The organism is Mesorhizobium sp. M7A.F.Ca.AU.002.02.1.1 (assembly GCF_003998535.1).
In the GTDB taxonomy this organism is placed as follows: Bacteria; Pseudomonadota; Alphaproteobacteria; order Rhizobiales; family Rhizobiaceae; genus Mesorhizobium; species Mesorhizobium ciceri.
Window position 1 is genome coordinate 1 of record NZ_RZPB01000063.1, and the last position, 14,957, is coordinate 14,957.

13 protein-coding genes, 1 tRNA gene and 2 pseudogenes are annotated in these 14,957 nt (G+C 61.3%); 7 read left to right on the forward strand and 9 right to left on the reverse strand.

The genetic code is table 11. The features are described 5' to 3' along the window. Both gltD and gltB read right to left on the reverse strand, forming a co-directional pair. A pseudogene (gltD, locus tag EN879_RS06570) lies at positions 1-222 on the reverse strand (glutamate synthase); the annotation flags it as partial. 141 nt (positions 223-363) lie between these two features. Next, positions 364-5,100 carry a glutamate synthase large subunit gene (gltB, locus tag EN879_RS06575; protein ID WP_063168950.1) on the reverse strand — a complete coding sequence of 1,579 codons (4,737 nt, stop codon included), beginning with the start codon at positions 5,098-5,100 and terminating at the stop codon, positions 364-366. A gap of 491 nt (positions 5,101-5,591) precedes the next feature. Here gltB and EN879_RS06580 point away from each other — a divergent pair, with 491 nt between their 5' ends. Then, positions 5,592-6,641 carry a low specificity L-threonine aldolase gene (locus EN879_RS06580; RefSeq protein ID WP_127273986.1) on the forward strand — a complete coding sequence of 350 codons (1,050 nt, stop codon included), beginning with the start codon at positions 5,592-5,594 and terminating at the stop codon, positions 6,639-6,641. A 71-nt stretch (positions 6,642-6,712) separates the two neighbouring features. On the opposite strand, the gene EN879_RS06585 is transcribed toward EN879_RS06580, so the two are convergent. Continuing rightward, positions 6,713-7,180, reverse strand: a complete 468-nt coding sequence (locus EN879_RS06585) for an Hsp20 family protein (protein WP_013529716.1) — start codon at positions 7,178-7,180, stop codon at positions 6,713-6,715. Positions 7,181-7,661: 481 nt separating this feature from the next. Between EN879_RS06585 and EN879_RS06590 the strand changes: the two genes are divergently transcribed. Beyond that, positions 7,662-8,639, forward strand: a complete 978-nt coding sequence (locus EN879_RS06590; protein WP_063170330.1) for an alpha/beta hydrolase — start codon at positions 7,662-7,664, stop codon at positions 8,637-8,639. A gap of 17 nt (positions 8,640-8,656) precedes the next feature. Here EN879_RS06590 and hisN read toward each other — a convergent pair whose 3' ends face one another. Next, entirely contained in the window at positions 8,657-9,430 is a 774-nt protein-coding gene (gene hisN, locus EN879_RS06595) for a histidinol-phosphatase (protein WP_024502739.1), read from the reverse strand. Positions 9,431-9,731: 301 nt separating this feature from the next. Continuing rightward, entirely contained in the window at positions 9,732-10,673 is a 942-nt protein-coding gene (locus EN879_RS06600; RefSeq protein WP_013529713.1) for an N-formylglutamate amidohydrolase, read from the reverse strand. Between the two features lie 163 nt (positions 10,674-10,836). On the opposite strand from EN879_RS06600, the gene EN879_RS06605 reads away from it, so the two are divergent. Beyond that, positions 10,837-11,199 (forward strand): response regulator, encoded by a 363-nt coding sequence (locus tag EN879_RS06605; protein WP_006199474.1) that lies wholly within the window; start codon positions 10,837-10,839, stop codon positions 11,197-11,199. A gap of 116 nt (positions 11,200-11,315) precedes the next feature. Further along, positions 11,316-11,390, forward strand: a tRNA-Val gene (locus EN879_RS06610). A 274-nt stretch (positions 11,391-11,664) separates the two neighbouring features. On the opposite strand, the gene EN879_RS06615 is transcribed toward EN879_RS06610, so the two are convergent. Beyond that, entirely contained in the window at positions 11,665-11,871 is a 207-nt protein-coding gene (locus EN879_RS06615) for a hypothetical protein (RefSeq protein WP_013529712.1), read from the reverse strand. A 403-nt stretch (positions 11,872-12,274) separates the two neighbouring features. On the opposite strand from EN879_RS06615, the gene EN879_RS06620 reads away from it, so the two are divergent. After that, positions 12,275-13,042, forward strand: coding sequence for a Stf0 family sulfotransferase (locus EN879_RS06620; protein WP_027161395.1), 768 nt, complete (start codon positions 12,275-12,277; stop codon positions 13,040-13,042). A gap of 202 nt (positions 13,043-13,244) precedes the next feature. Then, positions 13,245-13,412 (forward strand): hypothetical protein, encoded by a 168-nt coding sequence (locus tag EN879_RS38885; RefSeq protein ID WP_158515803.1) that lies wholly within the window; start codon positions 13,245-13,247, stop codon positions 13,410-13,412. Here EN879_RS38885 and EN879_RS39765 read toward each other — a convergent pair. The 3 genes and pseudogenes from EN879_RS39765 to EN879_RS06630 form a co-directional block, all read right to left on the reverse strand. Further along, positions 13,379-13,485 (reverse strand): annotated as a pseudogene (locus EN879_RS39765) (transposase); the annotation flags it as partial. The gene EN879_RS38885 and the pseudogene EN879_RS39765 overlap by 34 nt on opposite strands. 9 nt (positions 13,486-13,494) lie before the next feature. Next, positions 13,495-13,890 carry a hypothetical protein gene (locus EN879_RS06625; RefSeq protein WP_013529710.1) on the reverse strand — a complete coding sequence of 132 codons (396 nt, stop codon included), beginning with the start codon at positions 13,888-13,890 and terminating at the stop codon, positions 13,495-13,497. Between the two features lie 14 nt (positions 13,891-13,904). Next, the gene (locus EN879_RS06630; protein WP_224621359.1) at positions 13,905-14,237 is read right to left on the reverse strand and encodes a lysozyme inhibitor LprI family protein; all 333 of its coding nucleotides are present in this window, start codon (positions 14,235-14,237) and stop codon (positions 13,905-13,907) included. A gap of 202 nt (positions 14,238-14,439) precedes the next feature. On the opposite strand from EN879_RS06630, the gene EN879_RS06635 reads away from it, so the two are divergent. After that, positions 14,440-14,730, forward strand: a complete 291-nt coding sequence (locus EN879_RS06635) for a hypothetical protein (RefSeq protein ID WP_127219021.1) — start codon at positions 14,440-14,442, stop codon at positions 14,728-14,730. Positions 14,731-14,957: the final 227 nt, after the last annotated feature.

The following is a 14,957-nucleotide window of genomic DNA, read 5'->3' on the forward strand; positions in this document are numbered from 1 at the left end:
GTAGACGAGGTCGTTCCAGTCTGGAATCTGGTTGTGGATCGGGCAGCCGGTCGGCCCGTGGCAGAACGGAATGCCGCAATCCATGCAGCGCGCGGCCTGTTTCTCGACCTCCTTGTCAGACATCGGCAGCGTGAACTCGCGGAAATGCCGGATGCGGTCGGAGGCCGGCTGGTACTTGTGCACCTGCCGGTCGATTTCGAGAAAGCCTGTTACCTTGCCCATAGTCCAGTTCCTGCTGTCCAGATGGTGCGGTTTTCGCCGCACCCGTTAACCCCTTGAGGCAGCCATGGCAACCTTGCGCCGGAGGTCAAACTGTCGATGAAGATGGGCCGGGAAGCCTGGGCTCCCCGGCCATTGCAAAGCCTATTCCGCCGCAACGCCCATGCGCATGCGTTCCATCTCGATCAGGGCGCGGCGGTATTCGACCGGCATGATCTTGCGGAACTTCGGCCGGAACGTCGCCCAGTCGTCGAGAATCTCGCGACCACGTACCGACCCGGTGTAGTGCACATGGTTCGAGATCAGCTGGTAGAGCCGCTCCTCGTCATGGCTGGTCATGTCGCCGGAGACGTCGACGCGGCCCTTGTGGTCGAGGTCGCCGCCATGGTGCAGCAGCCTTTCCATCAGATCGTCTTCTTCCGGAACCGGCTCCAGCTCGACCATCGCCATGTTGCAGCGCTCGGCGAAATCGCCCGCCTCGTCGAGCACGTAGGCGACGCCGCCAGACATGCCGGCGGCGAAGTTGCGGCCGGTCTTGCCGATGACGACGACGATGCCGCCAGTCATGTACTCGCAGCCATGATCGCCGACGCCTTCGACGACGGCGGCGACGCCCGAATTGCGCACGGCGAAACGCTCGCCGGCGACGCCGGCGAAATAGGCTTCGCCCTCGGTTGCGCCATAGAGCACCGTGTTGCCGACGATGATGGATTCAGCCGCGACGATCTTGGCCTCTTCCGGCGGCCGAATGACGATGCGGCCGCCCGACAGGCCCTTGCCGACATAGTCGTTGCCGGCGCCGACAAGCTCGAACGAGATGCCGCGCGCCAGGAAGGCGCCAAAGGACTGGCCGGCAGTGCCGGTCAGCTTCACCGATATCGTATCCTCGCGCAGGCCCTTGTGCTTGAAGCGCTTGGCCACTTCGCCCGACAGCATGGCGCCCGCGGAGCGGTCGACATTGCGGATATCGACCTCGATCTTGACCGGCAGCTTGCTCTCGAGCGCCGGCTTGGCCAGTTCGATCAGCTTGCGGTCGAGCACGTCGTCGATCGGGTGCTTCTGCCGCTCGGTCCAGTGCACCGCTTCATGCGGCGCATCCGGCTTGAAGAACATCTTCGAGAAATCGAGCCCGCGCGCCTTCCAGTGCACGATCAGGTCGCGCTTTTCCAGAAGATCGGTGTCGCCGATGATCTGGTCGATATGGGTGTAGCCCATCTCGGCGAGCAGCTCCCTCACCTCTTCCGCGACGTAGAAGAAGAAGTTGATGACATGCTCGGGCGTGCCCTTGAAGCGCTTGCGCAGCACCGGATCCTGCGTCGCGACGCCGACCGGACAGGTGTTGAGATGGCATTTGCGCATCATGATGCAGCCGGCCGCGATCAGCGGTGCGGTCGAGAAGCCGAACTCGTCGGCGCCGAGCAGCGCGCCGATGATGACGTCGCGCCCTGTGCGCAAGCCACCATCGACCTGCAGCGCAACGCGCGACCGCAAGCCGTTCAGCACCAGCGTCTGGTGTGTCTCGGCAAGGCCCATTTCCCACGGGCTGCCGGCATGCTTGAGCGACGTCAGCGGCGAGGCACCGGTGCCGCCATCATAGCCCGAAATTGTGATGTGGTCGGCGCGCGCCTTGGCGACGCCCGCCGCAACCGTGCCGACGCCGACTTCCGACACCAGCTTGACCGACACGTCGGCTGCCGGATTGACGTTCTTCAGGTCGTAGATCAGCTGTGCCAGATCCTCGATCGAATAGATGTCGTGATGCGGCGGCGGCGAGATCAGGCCGACGCCCGGCGTCGAATGCCGGACCTTGGCGATGGTGGCGTCGACCTTGTGGCCGGGCAGCTGACCGCCCTCGCCGGGCTTGGCACCCTGCGCCACCTTGATCTGCATCATGTCGGAGTTGACGAGGTATTCGGCCGTGACGCCGAAACGTCCCGAGGCGATCTGCTTGATCGCCGAGCGTTCCGGGTTCTTGCCGCCGCCCGGCAGCGGCAGATAGCGGTCGGCCTCTTCGCCGCCCTCGCCGGTGTTCGACTTGCCGCCGATCTGGTTCATCGCGCGCGCCAGCGTCGTGTGCGCTTCGCGCGAGATCGAGCCGAACGACATCGCTCCGGTCGAGAACCGCTTGACGATGTCGGCCGCCGGCATGACGTCGTCGAGCGCCACCTTCTTGCGGCCGGTTTCCCCGGCCAGCTTGAGCTTGAACAGGCCGCGAATGGTCTGGGCGCGGGCCGTCTCGCTGTCGATCTGGGCGGAATAGTCCTTGAAGGTTTCCCACGATCCCTGGCGCACGGCGTGCTGCAAGGTGGCGACAGCATCTGGCGACCAGATATGCGCCTCGCCGCGCATGCGGAACATGTATTCGCCGCCGACCTCGAGGCTGTTGCGCAGCACGGGGTCGTTGCCGAAACCGTCATTGTGGCGGCTGAGCGTCTCGGCCGCGATCTCGTCCAGGCCGACGCCTTCGATCAGCGTCGCGGTGCCGGTGAAGTATTGCTGCACGAAATCGGTCTTCAGGCCGATGGCGTCGAAAATCTGCGCGCCGCAATAGGACTGGTAGGTCGAGATGCCCATCTTGGACATCACCTTGAGGATGCCCTTGCCGATCGACTTGATGTAGCGCGAGACGACTTCGTAGGCGTCCACTTCCTTCGGCAGTTCGCCGCGCTTGTGCATGTCGAGCAGCGTGTCGAAGGCGAGGTAGGGATTGATCGCCTCGGCGCCATAGCCGGCGAGGCAGCAGAAATGATGCACTTCGCGCGGCTCGCCGGATTCGACGACGAGGCCGACCGAGGTGCGCAGCCCCTTGCGGATCAGGTGATGATGGACCGCCGCCGTCGCCAGCAGCGCCGGGATGGCGATGCGGTCGGGCCCGACCTGGCGGTCGGACAGGATGATGATGTTGTAGCCGCCGGCAACCGCCGCCTCCGCCCGCTCGCACAACCGATCGATGGCGCCCTGCATGCCCGCGGCGCCTTCGGCGGAGCCATAGGTGATGTCGATCGTCTTGGTGTCGAAACGGTCCTCGGTGTGGCCGATGGAGCGGATCTTCTCGAGATCGCCATTGGTCAGGATCGGCTGGCGCACTTCGAGCCGCTTGCGGCGCGAATTGCCGACAAGGTCGAAGATGTTGGGCCGCGGCCCGATGAAGGACACCAGGCTCATCACCAGCTCCTCGCGGATCGGGTCGATCGGCGGGTTGGTGACCTGGGCGAAGTTCTGCTTGAAATAGGTGTAGAGCAGCTTCGACTTGTCCGACATCGCCGAGATCGGCGTGTCGGTGCCCATCGAGCCCACCGCTTCCTGGCCTGTCGTCGCCATAGGCGACATCAACAGCTTGGTGTCCTCCTGGCTGTAGCCGAATGCCTGCTGACGATCGAGCAGGCTGACATCCTTGCGCAACGCGCGCGGTTCGACCGGCTTCAGATCTTCGAGGATCAGCTGCGTGTTGGCGAGCCAGGTCTTGTAGGGATGCTTGGTCGCGATCTCCGACTTGAGCTCCTCGTCGGAGACGATGCGCCCCTTCTCCAGGTCGATCAGCAGCATGCGGCCGGGCTGCAGCCGCCACTTCTTGACGATCTTCTCCTCCGGCACCGGCAGCACGCCGGCTTCCGAGGCCATGATGACGCGGTCATCGTCGGTGACGATGTAGCGTGCCGGGCGCAAGCCATTGCGGTCGAGCGTGGCGCCGATCTGGCGGCCATCGGTGAAGACCACCGCCGCCGGTCCGTCCCACGGCTCCATCAATGCCGCATGGTATTCGTAGAAGGCCTTGCGATCGGCATCCATGAGCTTGTTGCCGGCCCAGGCTTCCGGAATCAGCATCATCATGGCATGGCTGAGCCTGTACCCGCCCTGGAACAGGAACTCGAGCGCATTGTCGAAGCAGGCGGTGTCGGATTGGCCGTCATAGGAAATCGGCCACAGCTTCGAGATGTTGTTGCCGAACAGTTCGGAATCGACCGACGCCTGGCGCGCAGCCATCCAGTTGTTGTTGCCGCGCACGGTGTTGATCTCGCCATTGTGGGCGACCATGCGGTAGGGATGCGCCAGCTTCCATGACGGGAACGTGTTGGTCGAGAAGCGCTGGTGGACGAGGATCAGCGCGGTTTCGAAGCGCGGGTCCTTGAGGTCCTTGTAGTAGGCCCCGACCTGATAAGCCAGGAACATGCCCTTGTAGACGATGGTGCGCGCCGACAGCGACACGCAATAGGCGCCGATGTCCTTGTTGTCGTTCTCGGCATAGATGCGGCCCGAGATGACCTTGCGCAGCAGATAGAGCCTGGCCTCGTATTCCTCGTCATCGGTAATGTCTGGCGTGCGGCCGATGAAGATCTGCCGATGGAACGGCTCGGATGCCACGATGTCGGGCGCCTTCGACAGCGACGAATTGTCGACGGGCACGTCACGGAAACCGATGAGCGGAAGTCCCTCGGATTGCGCCGATTCGGCAATGATGTCCTCGATATGGGCGCGAAGGGCCGCGTCCTGCGGCATGAACCAGTGTCCGACGCCGTACTGGCCCGCCGGCGGCAGCTCGATGCCCTGGGCTGCCATCTCGTCACGGAAGAACTGGTCGGGAAGCTGCACCAGCACGCCGGCGCCATCGCCGACCAGCGGATCGGCGCCGACGGCGCCGCGATGCGTCAGGTTTTCGAGCACAGCAAGCCCGTCCTCGACGATCTGATGCGACTTCACGCCCTTCATGTTGACGATGAAACCGACGCCGCAGGCGTCATGCTCGTTGCGTGGATCGTAGAGGCCCTGGGCGGAAAATCCGTTGGCGCTTCGGCCAATATTGGATCGCAAGGTGGTTTTGACGGTTGCCGCTTTCGTCTGCGCGGCCTGGCCGTTCGTCGCAGAGTGCGTCATGTCCGTCATCTCCTGTCCTCCTTCCCAGCCATTCAGGCGCTGGTTTGCCTCGGCAAGCGCTTGGCTCACCCTGATCCTTGTGGCACGTCTTGCGAAATCCTGTCGAACCAGGCGGCTTTCCGCATGGATCGCATCTGGTAATCGTACAGGCCAGAGTCTGGCTGTCCACCTGTCGCTCGCGGCAACAGCCGGAGAGGCCCAAATGATACGCCAATCCAGCTCGTTTTGTGCGACAAAATAAGACAGCACTACTGTCCTAAATTTTTATGGCAGAAATCCCGGACGCACACAAGACCGATTTGCAAAAAACTTGGGGCATTCGCGACAGAAAATGTCGTGAAGCTGAGGAAAAACGTAAGCTTCAGTCGTCGGCCTGGGCTTTGCCCGTTGGCTGGCTTTACTGTTTTTCCGGCGCCTGGCCCTTGCGATCAGCACGCGAAACCGGTCAACTTCAGTCTGATTTCCCCAACCCCCCGTTCTCCCAAGACATAGGCAGATGCATGTTCTTCGCTTCCGACAATTGGGCAGGCGCCCACCCCAACATTGCCGCCGGCCTGTCGGCCAATGCCGGCGGCTTTTCCACCGCCTATGGCGACGGAGCGCTCGACCAGGCAGTCTACCAGCGCTTCAGCGAGATTTTCGAACGCGAGGTCGCGGTGTTCTTCGTCGCCACCGGCACGGCCGCCAACTCGCTGGCGCTGACCGCTTACAACAAGCCGGGCGGCGTTTCCTTTGCTCATCGCGAATCGCATGTCATCGAGGACGAATGCGGCGCGCCGGTGTATTTTTCCGGCGGCTCACGCCTGCATGAGATCGATGGCGCGCTGGGCAAGATCGATCCGCACAATCTGGAAAGGACCATCGGCCGTTTCGCACCGGAAATCGTCCATTGGGGACGGCCGATGGCCGTTTCGATCACCCAGTCGACCGAGGTCGGCACCATCTACGGCCTGGATGAGATCGAGACGATCGCGGCGATCGCCAAACGATATTCGGTGCCCTTGCACATGGACGGCGCCCGCTTTGCCAATGCGCTGGTCGCGCTCGACACGTCGCCAGCCGAAATGACCTGGAAACGCGGCGTCGACATCCTGTCCTTCGGCGGCACCAAGAATGGCTGCTGGTGCGCCGAAGCGATCGTGCTGTTCGATCTTGATCGTGCCAGGGAATTGGCGTTCCTGCGCAAGCGCGCCGCCCAGCTGTTTTCGAAATCGCGCTTCGTCGCGGCGCAGTTCGAGGCCTATTTCAAAGACGGATTGTGGCTGGACACCGCCCGCCACGCCAACGCCATGGCCGCACGCCTTGCCGCCGCGATCGAGGATTCGGCCACGGCAAAACTGGCATGGCTGCCGCAGGCAAACGAGGTTTTCGCAGTGATCAAGAAAGCCGAAGCTGAAAAGCTGCAGGCAGCGGGTGCGGCGTTCTATGATTGGCACAAGCCGCACGGCTTTGACGGCCACATCAGCGAGGACGAGTTGCTGTATCGCTTCGTCACCAGCTTCGCGACGACGGCCGATGAGGTCGACCGTTTTGGCCAGCTGATCGCCTGATACCGAAATCCCCGATAACAAAAAAGCGGCGCCTTTCGGCGCCGCTTCCGTCTCGGGAGGAGACTTGTACTTTAGGCAGCGGTCTTGGCCTCGATCTGCTTGGCCTTGGCCGAAGATGCCGTAATCGCGATCTTGCGCGGCTTCAGCTCCTCGGGGATGTTGCGCTTGAGGTCGACGAACAGCAGGCCGTTCTTCAGCGAAGCACCGACAACTTCGACGTGGTCGGCAAGCTGGAAGCGGCGTTCGAAGGCTCTCGAGGCAATGCCGCGATAGAGCAGTTCAGAGCCTTCGCCGGTGCCCTCGTCCTTGCGCTCACCCTTCACGGTCAGCACGTTGCGATGGGCTTCGATCGAGATTTCCTCGTCAGAGAAGCCGGCAACCGCCATCGAGATCCGGTAGGAATCCTCACCGGTGCGCTCGATGTTGTAGGGCGGGTAGGTCTGCGCGCCATCCGGCTGCGCAAGCGAATCGAGCATCGTGAACAGACGATCGAAGCCGACGGTCGAGCGATAAAGCGGGGAAAAATCAACGTGACGCATGAGGTGTTCTCCTGTTGAGCAACATGGTTTGCGTATGGCCGGTGCGAAACCCTTGAGCGGCGTTTCGGGTGGGCCAGCGGCCCCTACATTGGCGACCGCACGAGACATTTGGGGAGCGCTGGAAAGCATTTCAAGATTTCACCTGGCGGCAAAAGCCACGGCGGCCGGACCCTTGATGAACGGCAGATGAACCGGCACTTCGGCGCGCGTTCAGGCAGCCGGCGCTAAAGTCCATTCCAGGATCAAGGACTGGCGGCGCCGATTGCACAACAGGCACCGCAACGAGGCCGACCGGGTGTAACGTCCCTTCCTCCCGGATCGACAGAGGCCGGAAGCACGCTTTCAAGCGGCTTCCGGCCTTCCCTGTTGCAGCCCAGTCAGTCACCGGGAATTCCTTGGCTTTTGGCGCATGGGCGTCTATCACCATAGCGGAGCCGGCCAGCGCAGGCGGGCATGCGAGACGCCGAGCACGAAGCGCCGAATGACGGATCTTTTCACCGAAAACTCCCTTTTTCACGAAATCGAGGGCAATCCGCGGCCGGAAAACGCCGCCGGCGGCTTCTTCACCACGCGTGACCGCAAGAATATCCGCTACGGCCTGTTCGGCGCGGTCGCTCGCCCGATGAAGGGCACCGTGGTCCTGCTCACCGGCCGCAACGAGTGCATCGAGAAATATTTCGAAACCATCCGCAACCTTGCCGATCGTGGCTTTGGCGTCGCCACGCTCGACTGGCGCGGCCAGGGCGATTCAGACCGGCTGATCCGCGATCGCCAGCGCGGCTACGTCAGCAGCTTCCGCGACTACACCGCCGACCTCGAACAGTTCTTCGAGGAGATCGTGCTGCCCGATTGCCGCGGACCCTACTACATCCTGGCCCATTCGGCAGGCGCATTGATCACCCTGCTGGCCGCGCCGTCGATGGTGAACCGCGTCCGGCGCATGGTGCTGATCGCGCCTTTCCTGACGCTGCCCGACCTTCCGGTCTCGATCTCGACGGTTCGCCGCGTCTGTTCCCTGTTCTGCGCTCTCGGCCTCGGCCGGCTCTATGCCGCCTGGGGTCCGCGGCCGAGGGCAACGGCCCCTTTCGAGACCAACAAGCTGACATCGGACCCGGAACGCTATCGGCGCAACACACGGATCTATGAAGAATACCCGCAACTGGCGCTTGGCGGGCCGACGATCCGTTGGCTGCGGGCAGCCGCGAAAGCTTCGGAAGCCGTCAACGACCCCGACTTCATGGCCCGGATCCAGGTCCCGCTGCTGATCATCGCCGCCGGCGCCGACCAGGTCGTCTCGACCAGGGCTGTCGAAGCCTACGCCAGGCGTCTGCGGCTCGGTTCATTGCTGATGATCGACGGCTCCCGCCACGAAATCCTGCAGGAAGCCGACATCTACCGCGAGCAATTGCTCGCCGCCTTCGACGCCTTCATTCCCGGCAGCGACGACCCCACGGCCTGACGGCCGCCGGTCGCTGGTCAGCCGCGCAAGGCAGCCATGGCAGCTGCGTGGAGTTCCGGCGTTGCAGCCGCCAGGACATCGCCGCCCTTTTCCGCAGGCCCGCCATCGAATGTGGTGACCACACCGCCTGCCTTCTCGATGATCGGGATCAGCGCCACGATGTCGTATGGCTTCAAACCGGGATCGGCGACGATATCGACGCTTCCCGAAGCGATCATGGCGAAGGCATAGCAATCGGCGCCATAGCGGGCGAGTTGGATCTGTCTTTCGAATGCATCGTAACGGTTGCGCGCTTCGCCTTTGAATAGCGCCGGCGTGGTGGTGAACAGCGTCGCCTGGTCCAACTTCGTCGTCTTGCGGGTCGTCAGTTTTCGCGGCCCGCCCGGCCCCTCATAGTGCGAACCTGAGGCGTTGGCGTAGAACAGCTCGCCGGTGAAGGGTTGCGCCATCATGCCGGCAACGGCGTCACCGTCGACCGTCAGCCCGACCAGCGTGCCCCACACCGGCAGGCCGGAAATAAAGGCGCGCGTGCCGTCGATCGGGTCGATCACCCAGACATGCCGGCTCGAAATGTTCTCGCTGCCATGCTCCTCGCCAAGAATGCCATGGTCGGGATACTCGGCAGAGATCAACGCCCGGATAGCGCGCTCGGCCTCGCGATCGGCCTCGGTGACCGGATCGAAACTGCCCTGTTCCTTGTTGGCGACCGCGCCTTGGGCACGAAAGCGCGGCAAGGTCTCCGCCGCCGCCACCTGCGCGATGCGGCGCATGAAATCGACACTGATGTCCAACTGATTCTCCCGCACTGCAGCATGTCCGAGCCGTGCTCTGCCGCCAATTTCGTACCAAAACAAGTGTGTTCGACTACTTCTCCGCGACGGCATCTGTTGCCCGGATGTCACATAAGCGTCGTCGAAACGCAATTTCCACATCAGAGTGAATTAAAAAAGCCTGAAGGTCGCTTGACATTTGTGCAACGCACAATACCCTTGACCTCGGACAGGGTTTCCTGTCCATGCCCTCCTTGGGCGTTTCCTCCCTAGACTTCGACCGTATCGTGCAAACGATGCGGTCTTTTTTTACGCCGCGATTTCACTCCGCGGCCAGCGGCAGGTCGATGAAATGATGGTCGGGCATCGACATCAGGTCGGCTGAGAACCGCGTCAGATCGTCGGCCAGCGCATCGAAGCCGGCGGCCTTCTCGAATGTCCGTTCGTTCATGTAGAGCCCGCGATTGACCTCGATCTGCAGCGCATGCAGATGGCGCGCCGGGCGGCCGTAATGCTCGGTGATGAAGCCGCCGGCATAGGGTTTGTTGTGGGCAACCGAATAGCCCATGGCGCTGAGCAGGCCGATCGCGGTCTCGGTCAGGGCGGCGGTTGCCGAGATGCCGAAACGGTCGCCGATGATGAAGTCGGGCCGCAGCCCGCTGTCGCCGACACGGATGCTCGCCGGCATCGAATGACAGTCGATCAGCACGGCAAAACCGAACCGCGCATGGGTCCGGGTCAAAAGCCGCTTCAGCGTCTCGTGATAGGGCTTGTAGACGGTTTCGATCCGGGCAACGGCTTCCGACAGCGGCAGGCGGCCGGAATAGATGTCGAGCCCCTCGCCGACCAGCTTCGGCACCGTGCCAAGCCCACCCGCCACCCGCGCCGAGCGGATGTTGCAGAAGGACGGCACTGGCTCGGCGAACATGCGAGGATCGAGCTCCCACGGCTCGCGATTGACGTCGAGATAGGCCCTCGGAAAATTCGCCGCCAGCAGCGGCGCGCCGAGCGCCACGGCACCGCCGAACAGCTCATCGACGTAACAGTCTTCCGACCGGCGGATGGCGTTGCGGTCCAGCCTTGCCATGGCCAGGAACCGTTCGGGATAGTAGCGGCCGCTATGCGGCGAATTGAAGAGGAAGGGGACGCGCTGCTCGGCGCCCGACCGGATTTCGAAGGGTGGAAAGACCGAAAAATCCTCGGCTGCCGTCTTCAATTTGAACGAACCCGAAAACACCAGTGCATCATGATGTGAAAGTGCCACCTTGCAGGCCGCGTGTCCAGCATTTCAGCGGCGGCACACCCCCGGCAAATATGGATCATCGCCGTCCGCGTTCACTTGATGTTTACCCTCACCTCCTCATATACAGGATGGTTAACGGGCTTGCCCAACGGCAATCTCGGGCGGGTGATTCGGACAGGATATCATGGCACGCATTCTTCTGGCGGAAGACGACGACGATATGCGTCGGTTCCTCGTCAAGGCGCTGGAGCGCGCCGGTTACCAGGTCAGCGATTTCGACAATGGCGCCAGCGCCTATGAGCGGCTGCGCGAAGAGCCGTTCTCGCTGCTGCTGACCGACATCGTCATGCCGGAGATGGACGGCATCGAGCTGGCGCGCCGCGCCACCGAGATCGATCCCGATCTGAAAGTCATGTTCATCACCGGTTTCGCCGCCGTTGCGTTGAACCCGGATTCCAAGGCGCCGAAAGACGCCAAGGTGCTGTCGAAGCCATTCCATCTGCGCGACCTCGTCAACGAGGTGGAGAAGATGCTGCAGGCGGCCTGAGCCGTTTTCTAGGCGAGGCGCCGCACCTCTTCGCCACTGCGGCGAGACGACGCCTTCTTTCCTTTTTCCTGCTATTGACGCGCTGGATCAAAAATGGTGTATGCGCGGCTTCGGATGGGCGTGTAGCTCAGCGGGAGAGCACTGCATTGACATTGCAGGGGTCACAGGTTCAATCCCTGTCACGCCCACCATCCAACCAGACAAATCAGACTTGGATCGACATGCTGGCCGGCTCGCCAGACAAAGCGCGTGGGCATGACGCGCGGGATGAGCAGCGTCGAGGTGCTGGCGGAAGAACGCCTCACTTGGGATAAGCAGGGCACAGCGTGGCACAGGGCCGTCCAGGGCGCGCGTTACACAGAGGTGGACGATTTCGGTGCCTCAAGGGGAGGCTGGACGTTGGCGAGCTTTCGAGCGCAACCCGCCCGTCCCAGCGCTGACCGGAACGGGCGACACGCAATCAGATCATTGCGGCGCTGGATCAGGCGTATTTCCCGGCCTGTCGCCGCCGCCCTTGCCTTCGCGGCAAGGCTCGCCGATGCCGCAGCATTTGCCGTTATAGGTGACGCCAGGCTTCAGCTTGTCGCATTCCCTGGGAGCGGTTGTCTTGCAGCCGGCCAGCACCGAAACGGCGATGGCGGCCAAAAAGACGTTTCTCGAGACAGTAAACATAAGACGTTCTCCTTGATGAACCATGTTTGGACACATCACTTGGTCGCGCCTCGGGTGAATTGGTTCACAAAAATAGTGATGGCGGCGAAAACAACCCTCACGGTTATTCGACAGAGGACACTCCTGGGCAGGCGCAGCAATCGCGTGGCGACGTGTCGGCGACGGCGAACACGCCCACGATGACGATGGCGGCCGATGCGGCGTCCTAGATGAATTGCGTGGTCATCTGGTCTAGAATCCAGCCAAAGCCCTGGTGATGCCGACAAGATGGCAACGAAGATCACGGCGGCAATAAGCTGAGCACGGTGTTCCTGGACCTGGGGCGGGAACGCAGCACTGATTTGGGTTGAAGATAAGCGGGCCTTGCGGCATGCGTTCCGGGACAAGGTGAAGTGAGGAGTTTATGCGGGGCGTTGCGATTCTTACAGAGGGAAGAAGCGGTTCGAACTGGCTGGGAAGCCTGACGAACGCAACTGGCCTGATGGGACGGTCGGAGGAATGGCTTGATCCGGCCTATCTACGTTTCGATCCCCGCACCTATGATGATCTTGAAAAAGCGGTCATCGAGAAAGCGTCGACCGACAACGGGCGGTTTGCGATCAAGTTGTTTCCGCGCCATCTGGCCTGGTGTAAGGAGAAATTCGGAAAGGATTTTCTATTCGAGATTCGAAGAAAACACGGCTTGGAATTCATTTTGTTGGAACGTCGCGACCGAATTCAGCAAGCTATTTCGTTCTACCGAGCTAGGATGTCTGGAGTGTGGACGAGCCGGCACGAAGGGAAAGTCAATCCGCGCTCTGTTCCTTATAGCTTCGCCGACATCAGCCAAGCGTATTTCCAGATTGATCGAAGCTATGCGTTCTGGAGGTCCTACCTACAACTTGCGGGGCTGGATTGTCGTCAATTCGTCTACGAAGATTTGCAGCAAGACCCACGGCCCTATCTGGAAGCTGTGGCGGATTATATGGGCGTCCAGGTCCCGGAAGACACCGCCAATTCGAGATTCACTGTTCAACGGGACAGCCTCACGGAAGAATGGATAGTGCGCTTTCGTGAGGACGCAGCGGCCAAGGGCGCCATTGAGGGCATCGGGGAGATGGCGGTGCCAAGAACGCTCGACAATATCGCCCGCTTTGCCCTGAAACGGCCCCTGATCCGAAAGCGCTTCTAGAGGCAGGTACTTTCTTCGGGGAAATTCGATGATCGTTGCAGCTGGCTCGGTTCCAGCGCTCGATGCCCCGGCTCTTCCTCCAGAACACCTGGAGTAAATCGCGCCGGTCAACCGTCTGCCCGCAGTAATGATCTTCTTCCGGGATGTCCTGGCCGCCGTGCAGCTTGCTGGGAACGGCGGGCCAGGGTCAGATAGTTTCGTCATGTCGCTCGAACCTGCCATTGCGGCAAAAAGTTCCGGAACCATCCTTCAAGCTGATGGAATCGCGGATCGCGTGTGCAGGATCGGCATTTCCCGGCTGTTCGCCGAGGTAGAGCGGTTCGCATTTGGGTTGACTTCTAGCCTGCGCCTGGCGCAACGCCGCATGTAGTGCTTGAAGTTGGCGAAGGGTTTCTCGATTGGGTTGAGGTCCGGACTATAGGGGGCAGGAAGGAGAGCCTCGCGGAGCCAGCCTACTGGTCATCGTCATCGTTATTGTCTGGATTGTCGACCAAACATCCCGCGCCGTGACACCCTTGGTAATTGCCTTGAGTGTCGAAATTCGGATTGCCATCCTTGTCGTAACTCGGCCTTGGATCGATGTAGCTGTCGTCCTTTCGACGCGCTTCCTTGCGATCCTTGTCTCTCTGTTCTTGCGCGGCCATGCGATCCAATGAGCGCTGCTCATCTTCTGAACGTTGTGAGGTCTGTTGCATCATGCAGTCGGCAAACCTGTTGGTTCCTGGCCTGTAGCCGTAAGACGCGCACTGTTGCTGATCCATTGCGCGCTGATCCTCAGCGCTGACGCAACCGGCAACCGCCAACGGCACAAGCGCGATCAGCACATATCTCATCTTGAAATTCGGCATTTTGTCACTCCAGATTATTCTGATGGCACCGGGCAAGAGAGGTCACCCTCCTGGCAGTTCAGGTAGGCCTTCAACTGCCTGGTGCGGGCCTTGGTCAGGTCAGCCTGACAAGCAGCGGCAACCATCGGCGCCGCGGAGCCACCATCGTCACCGCTGGATTGAAACGTGCATTCGGCGTTGCGGAACGCAATCCACGCTCTCTGCGCTTTCACGAACCGTGCCTTGCCGTCGGAATCATCCGTAAGCCGCTTCTGGATTTGCTTGAAGGTCTGGTTCAATGCCTGATCGGCTCTTTTGAAATCCGAAGCTGGATCAGCCAGAGCCGCGGTGGCGGCGAACGACAGCATGGCGACCGCAGCAAGTAGAAAACGCATGATTGTATCCCCCTCATGAAAACAACCACAAGTAAGCACGCATAGGAGCAGCCGGCAAGGCCTGGAAAACCATATAGTAAGCAAAGGGTTGTCGGGTTCAACAATGCAGGACGGACGAGGCTAGGGCCGTGAGGTGATATGCGGGGAGTGGCAGATAACTCATGTATTCGATGCAATGGCGGTCGAATGCGGCCGCCACAAGCTGACCATGTTTGGACACATCGCTTGGTCGCGCGCCGGGAGGATTGGTTCCAAGAAAATTGCGATCACCGGCGCATCTTTTGCGAGCTTGCCTTTGCGTGAAGGCGAATCGCCGATGCCGGGGCATTTGCCATGCTATGTGGTTTTCGGATTTGATTTATCGCATTGTCCTGTCGGCGTTGCCTGGCAACCTGCCGTCACTTATGCAGCAGAACGTAACAGGACATTCGCAACGTTACATGCGAGAGACGTTTTCCATGATTGATCGTGCCGCACAATTCAGGGCTTCGTCGCCTCACGCTCAAAAATGGTCCAGAATCAAAGTCGGAATGATTGGCGAAACCGCGCGCATCCCCGAGGCGGTGATCGGGATCCGGTCTCCCTGCGTGCCGTCATGAGTTCACAGTCCGGTAGGACAAAACTATCGTCCTGGCCGAAGATATATCGCGAACTGAACCGTGTGCGCACGCAATTGCGGTCGCCGTGGTCGAC

Excerpts from the sequence above, each read along its gene's own strand:
- gltB (WP_063168950.1), bottom strand. The coding sequence starts at position 5,100 with ATGACGGACATGACGCACTCTGCGACGAACGGCCAGGCCGCGCAGACG.
- EN879_RS06580 (WP_127273986.1), top strand. The coding sequence starts at position 5,592 with ATGTTCTTCGCTTCCGACAATTGGGCAGGCGCCCACCCCAACATTGCC.
- EN879_RS06585 (WP_013529716.1), bottom strand. The coding sequence starts at position 7,180 with ATGCGTCACGTTGATTTTTCCCCGCTTTATCGCTCGACCGTCGGCTTC.
- EN879_RS06590 (WP_063170330.1), top strand. The coding sequence starts at position 7,662 with ATGACGGATCTTTTCACCGAAAACTCCCTTTTTCACGAAATCGAGGGC.
- EN879_RS06605 (WP_006199474.1), top strand. The coding sequence starts at position 10,837 with ATGGCACGCATTCTTCTGGCGGAAGACGACGACGATATGCGTCGGTTC.
- EN879_RS06615 (WP_013529712.1), bottom strand. The coding sequence starts at position 11,871 with ATGTTTACTGTCTCGAGAAACGTCTTTTTGGCCGCCATCGCCGTTTCG.
- EN879_RS06620 (WP_027161395.1), top strand. The coding sequence starts at position 12,275 with ATGCGGGGCGTTGCGATTCTTACAGAGGGAAGAAGCGGTTCGAACTGG.
- EN879_RS38885 (WP_158515803.1), top strand. The coding sequence starts at position 13,245 with ATGTCGCTCGAACCTGCCATTGCGGCAAAAAGTTCCGGAACCATCCTT.
- EN879_RS06625 (WP_013529710.1), bottom strand. The coding sequence starts at position 13,890 with ATGCCGAATTTCAAGATGAGATATGTGCTGATCGCGCTTGTGCCGTTG.
- EN879_RS06630 (WP_224621359.1), bottom strand. The coding sequence starts at position 14,237 with ATGCTGTCGTTCGCCGCCACCGCGGCTCTGGCTGATCCAGCTTCGGAT.
- EN879_RS06635 (WP_127219021.1), top strand. The coding sequence starts at position 14,440 with ATGGCGGTCGAATGCGGCCGCCACAAGCTGACCATGTTTGGACACATC.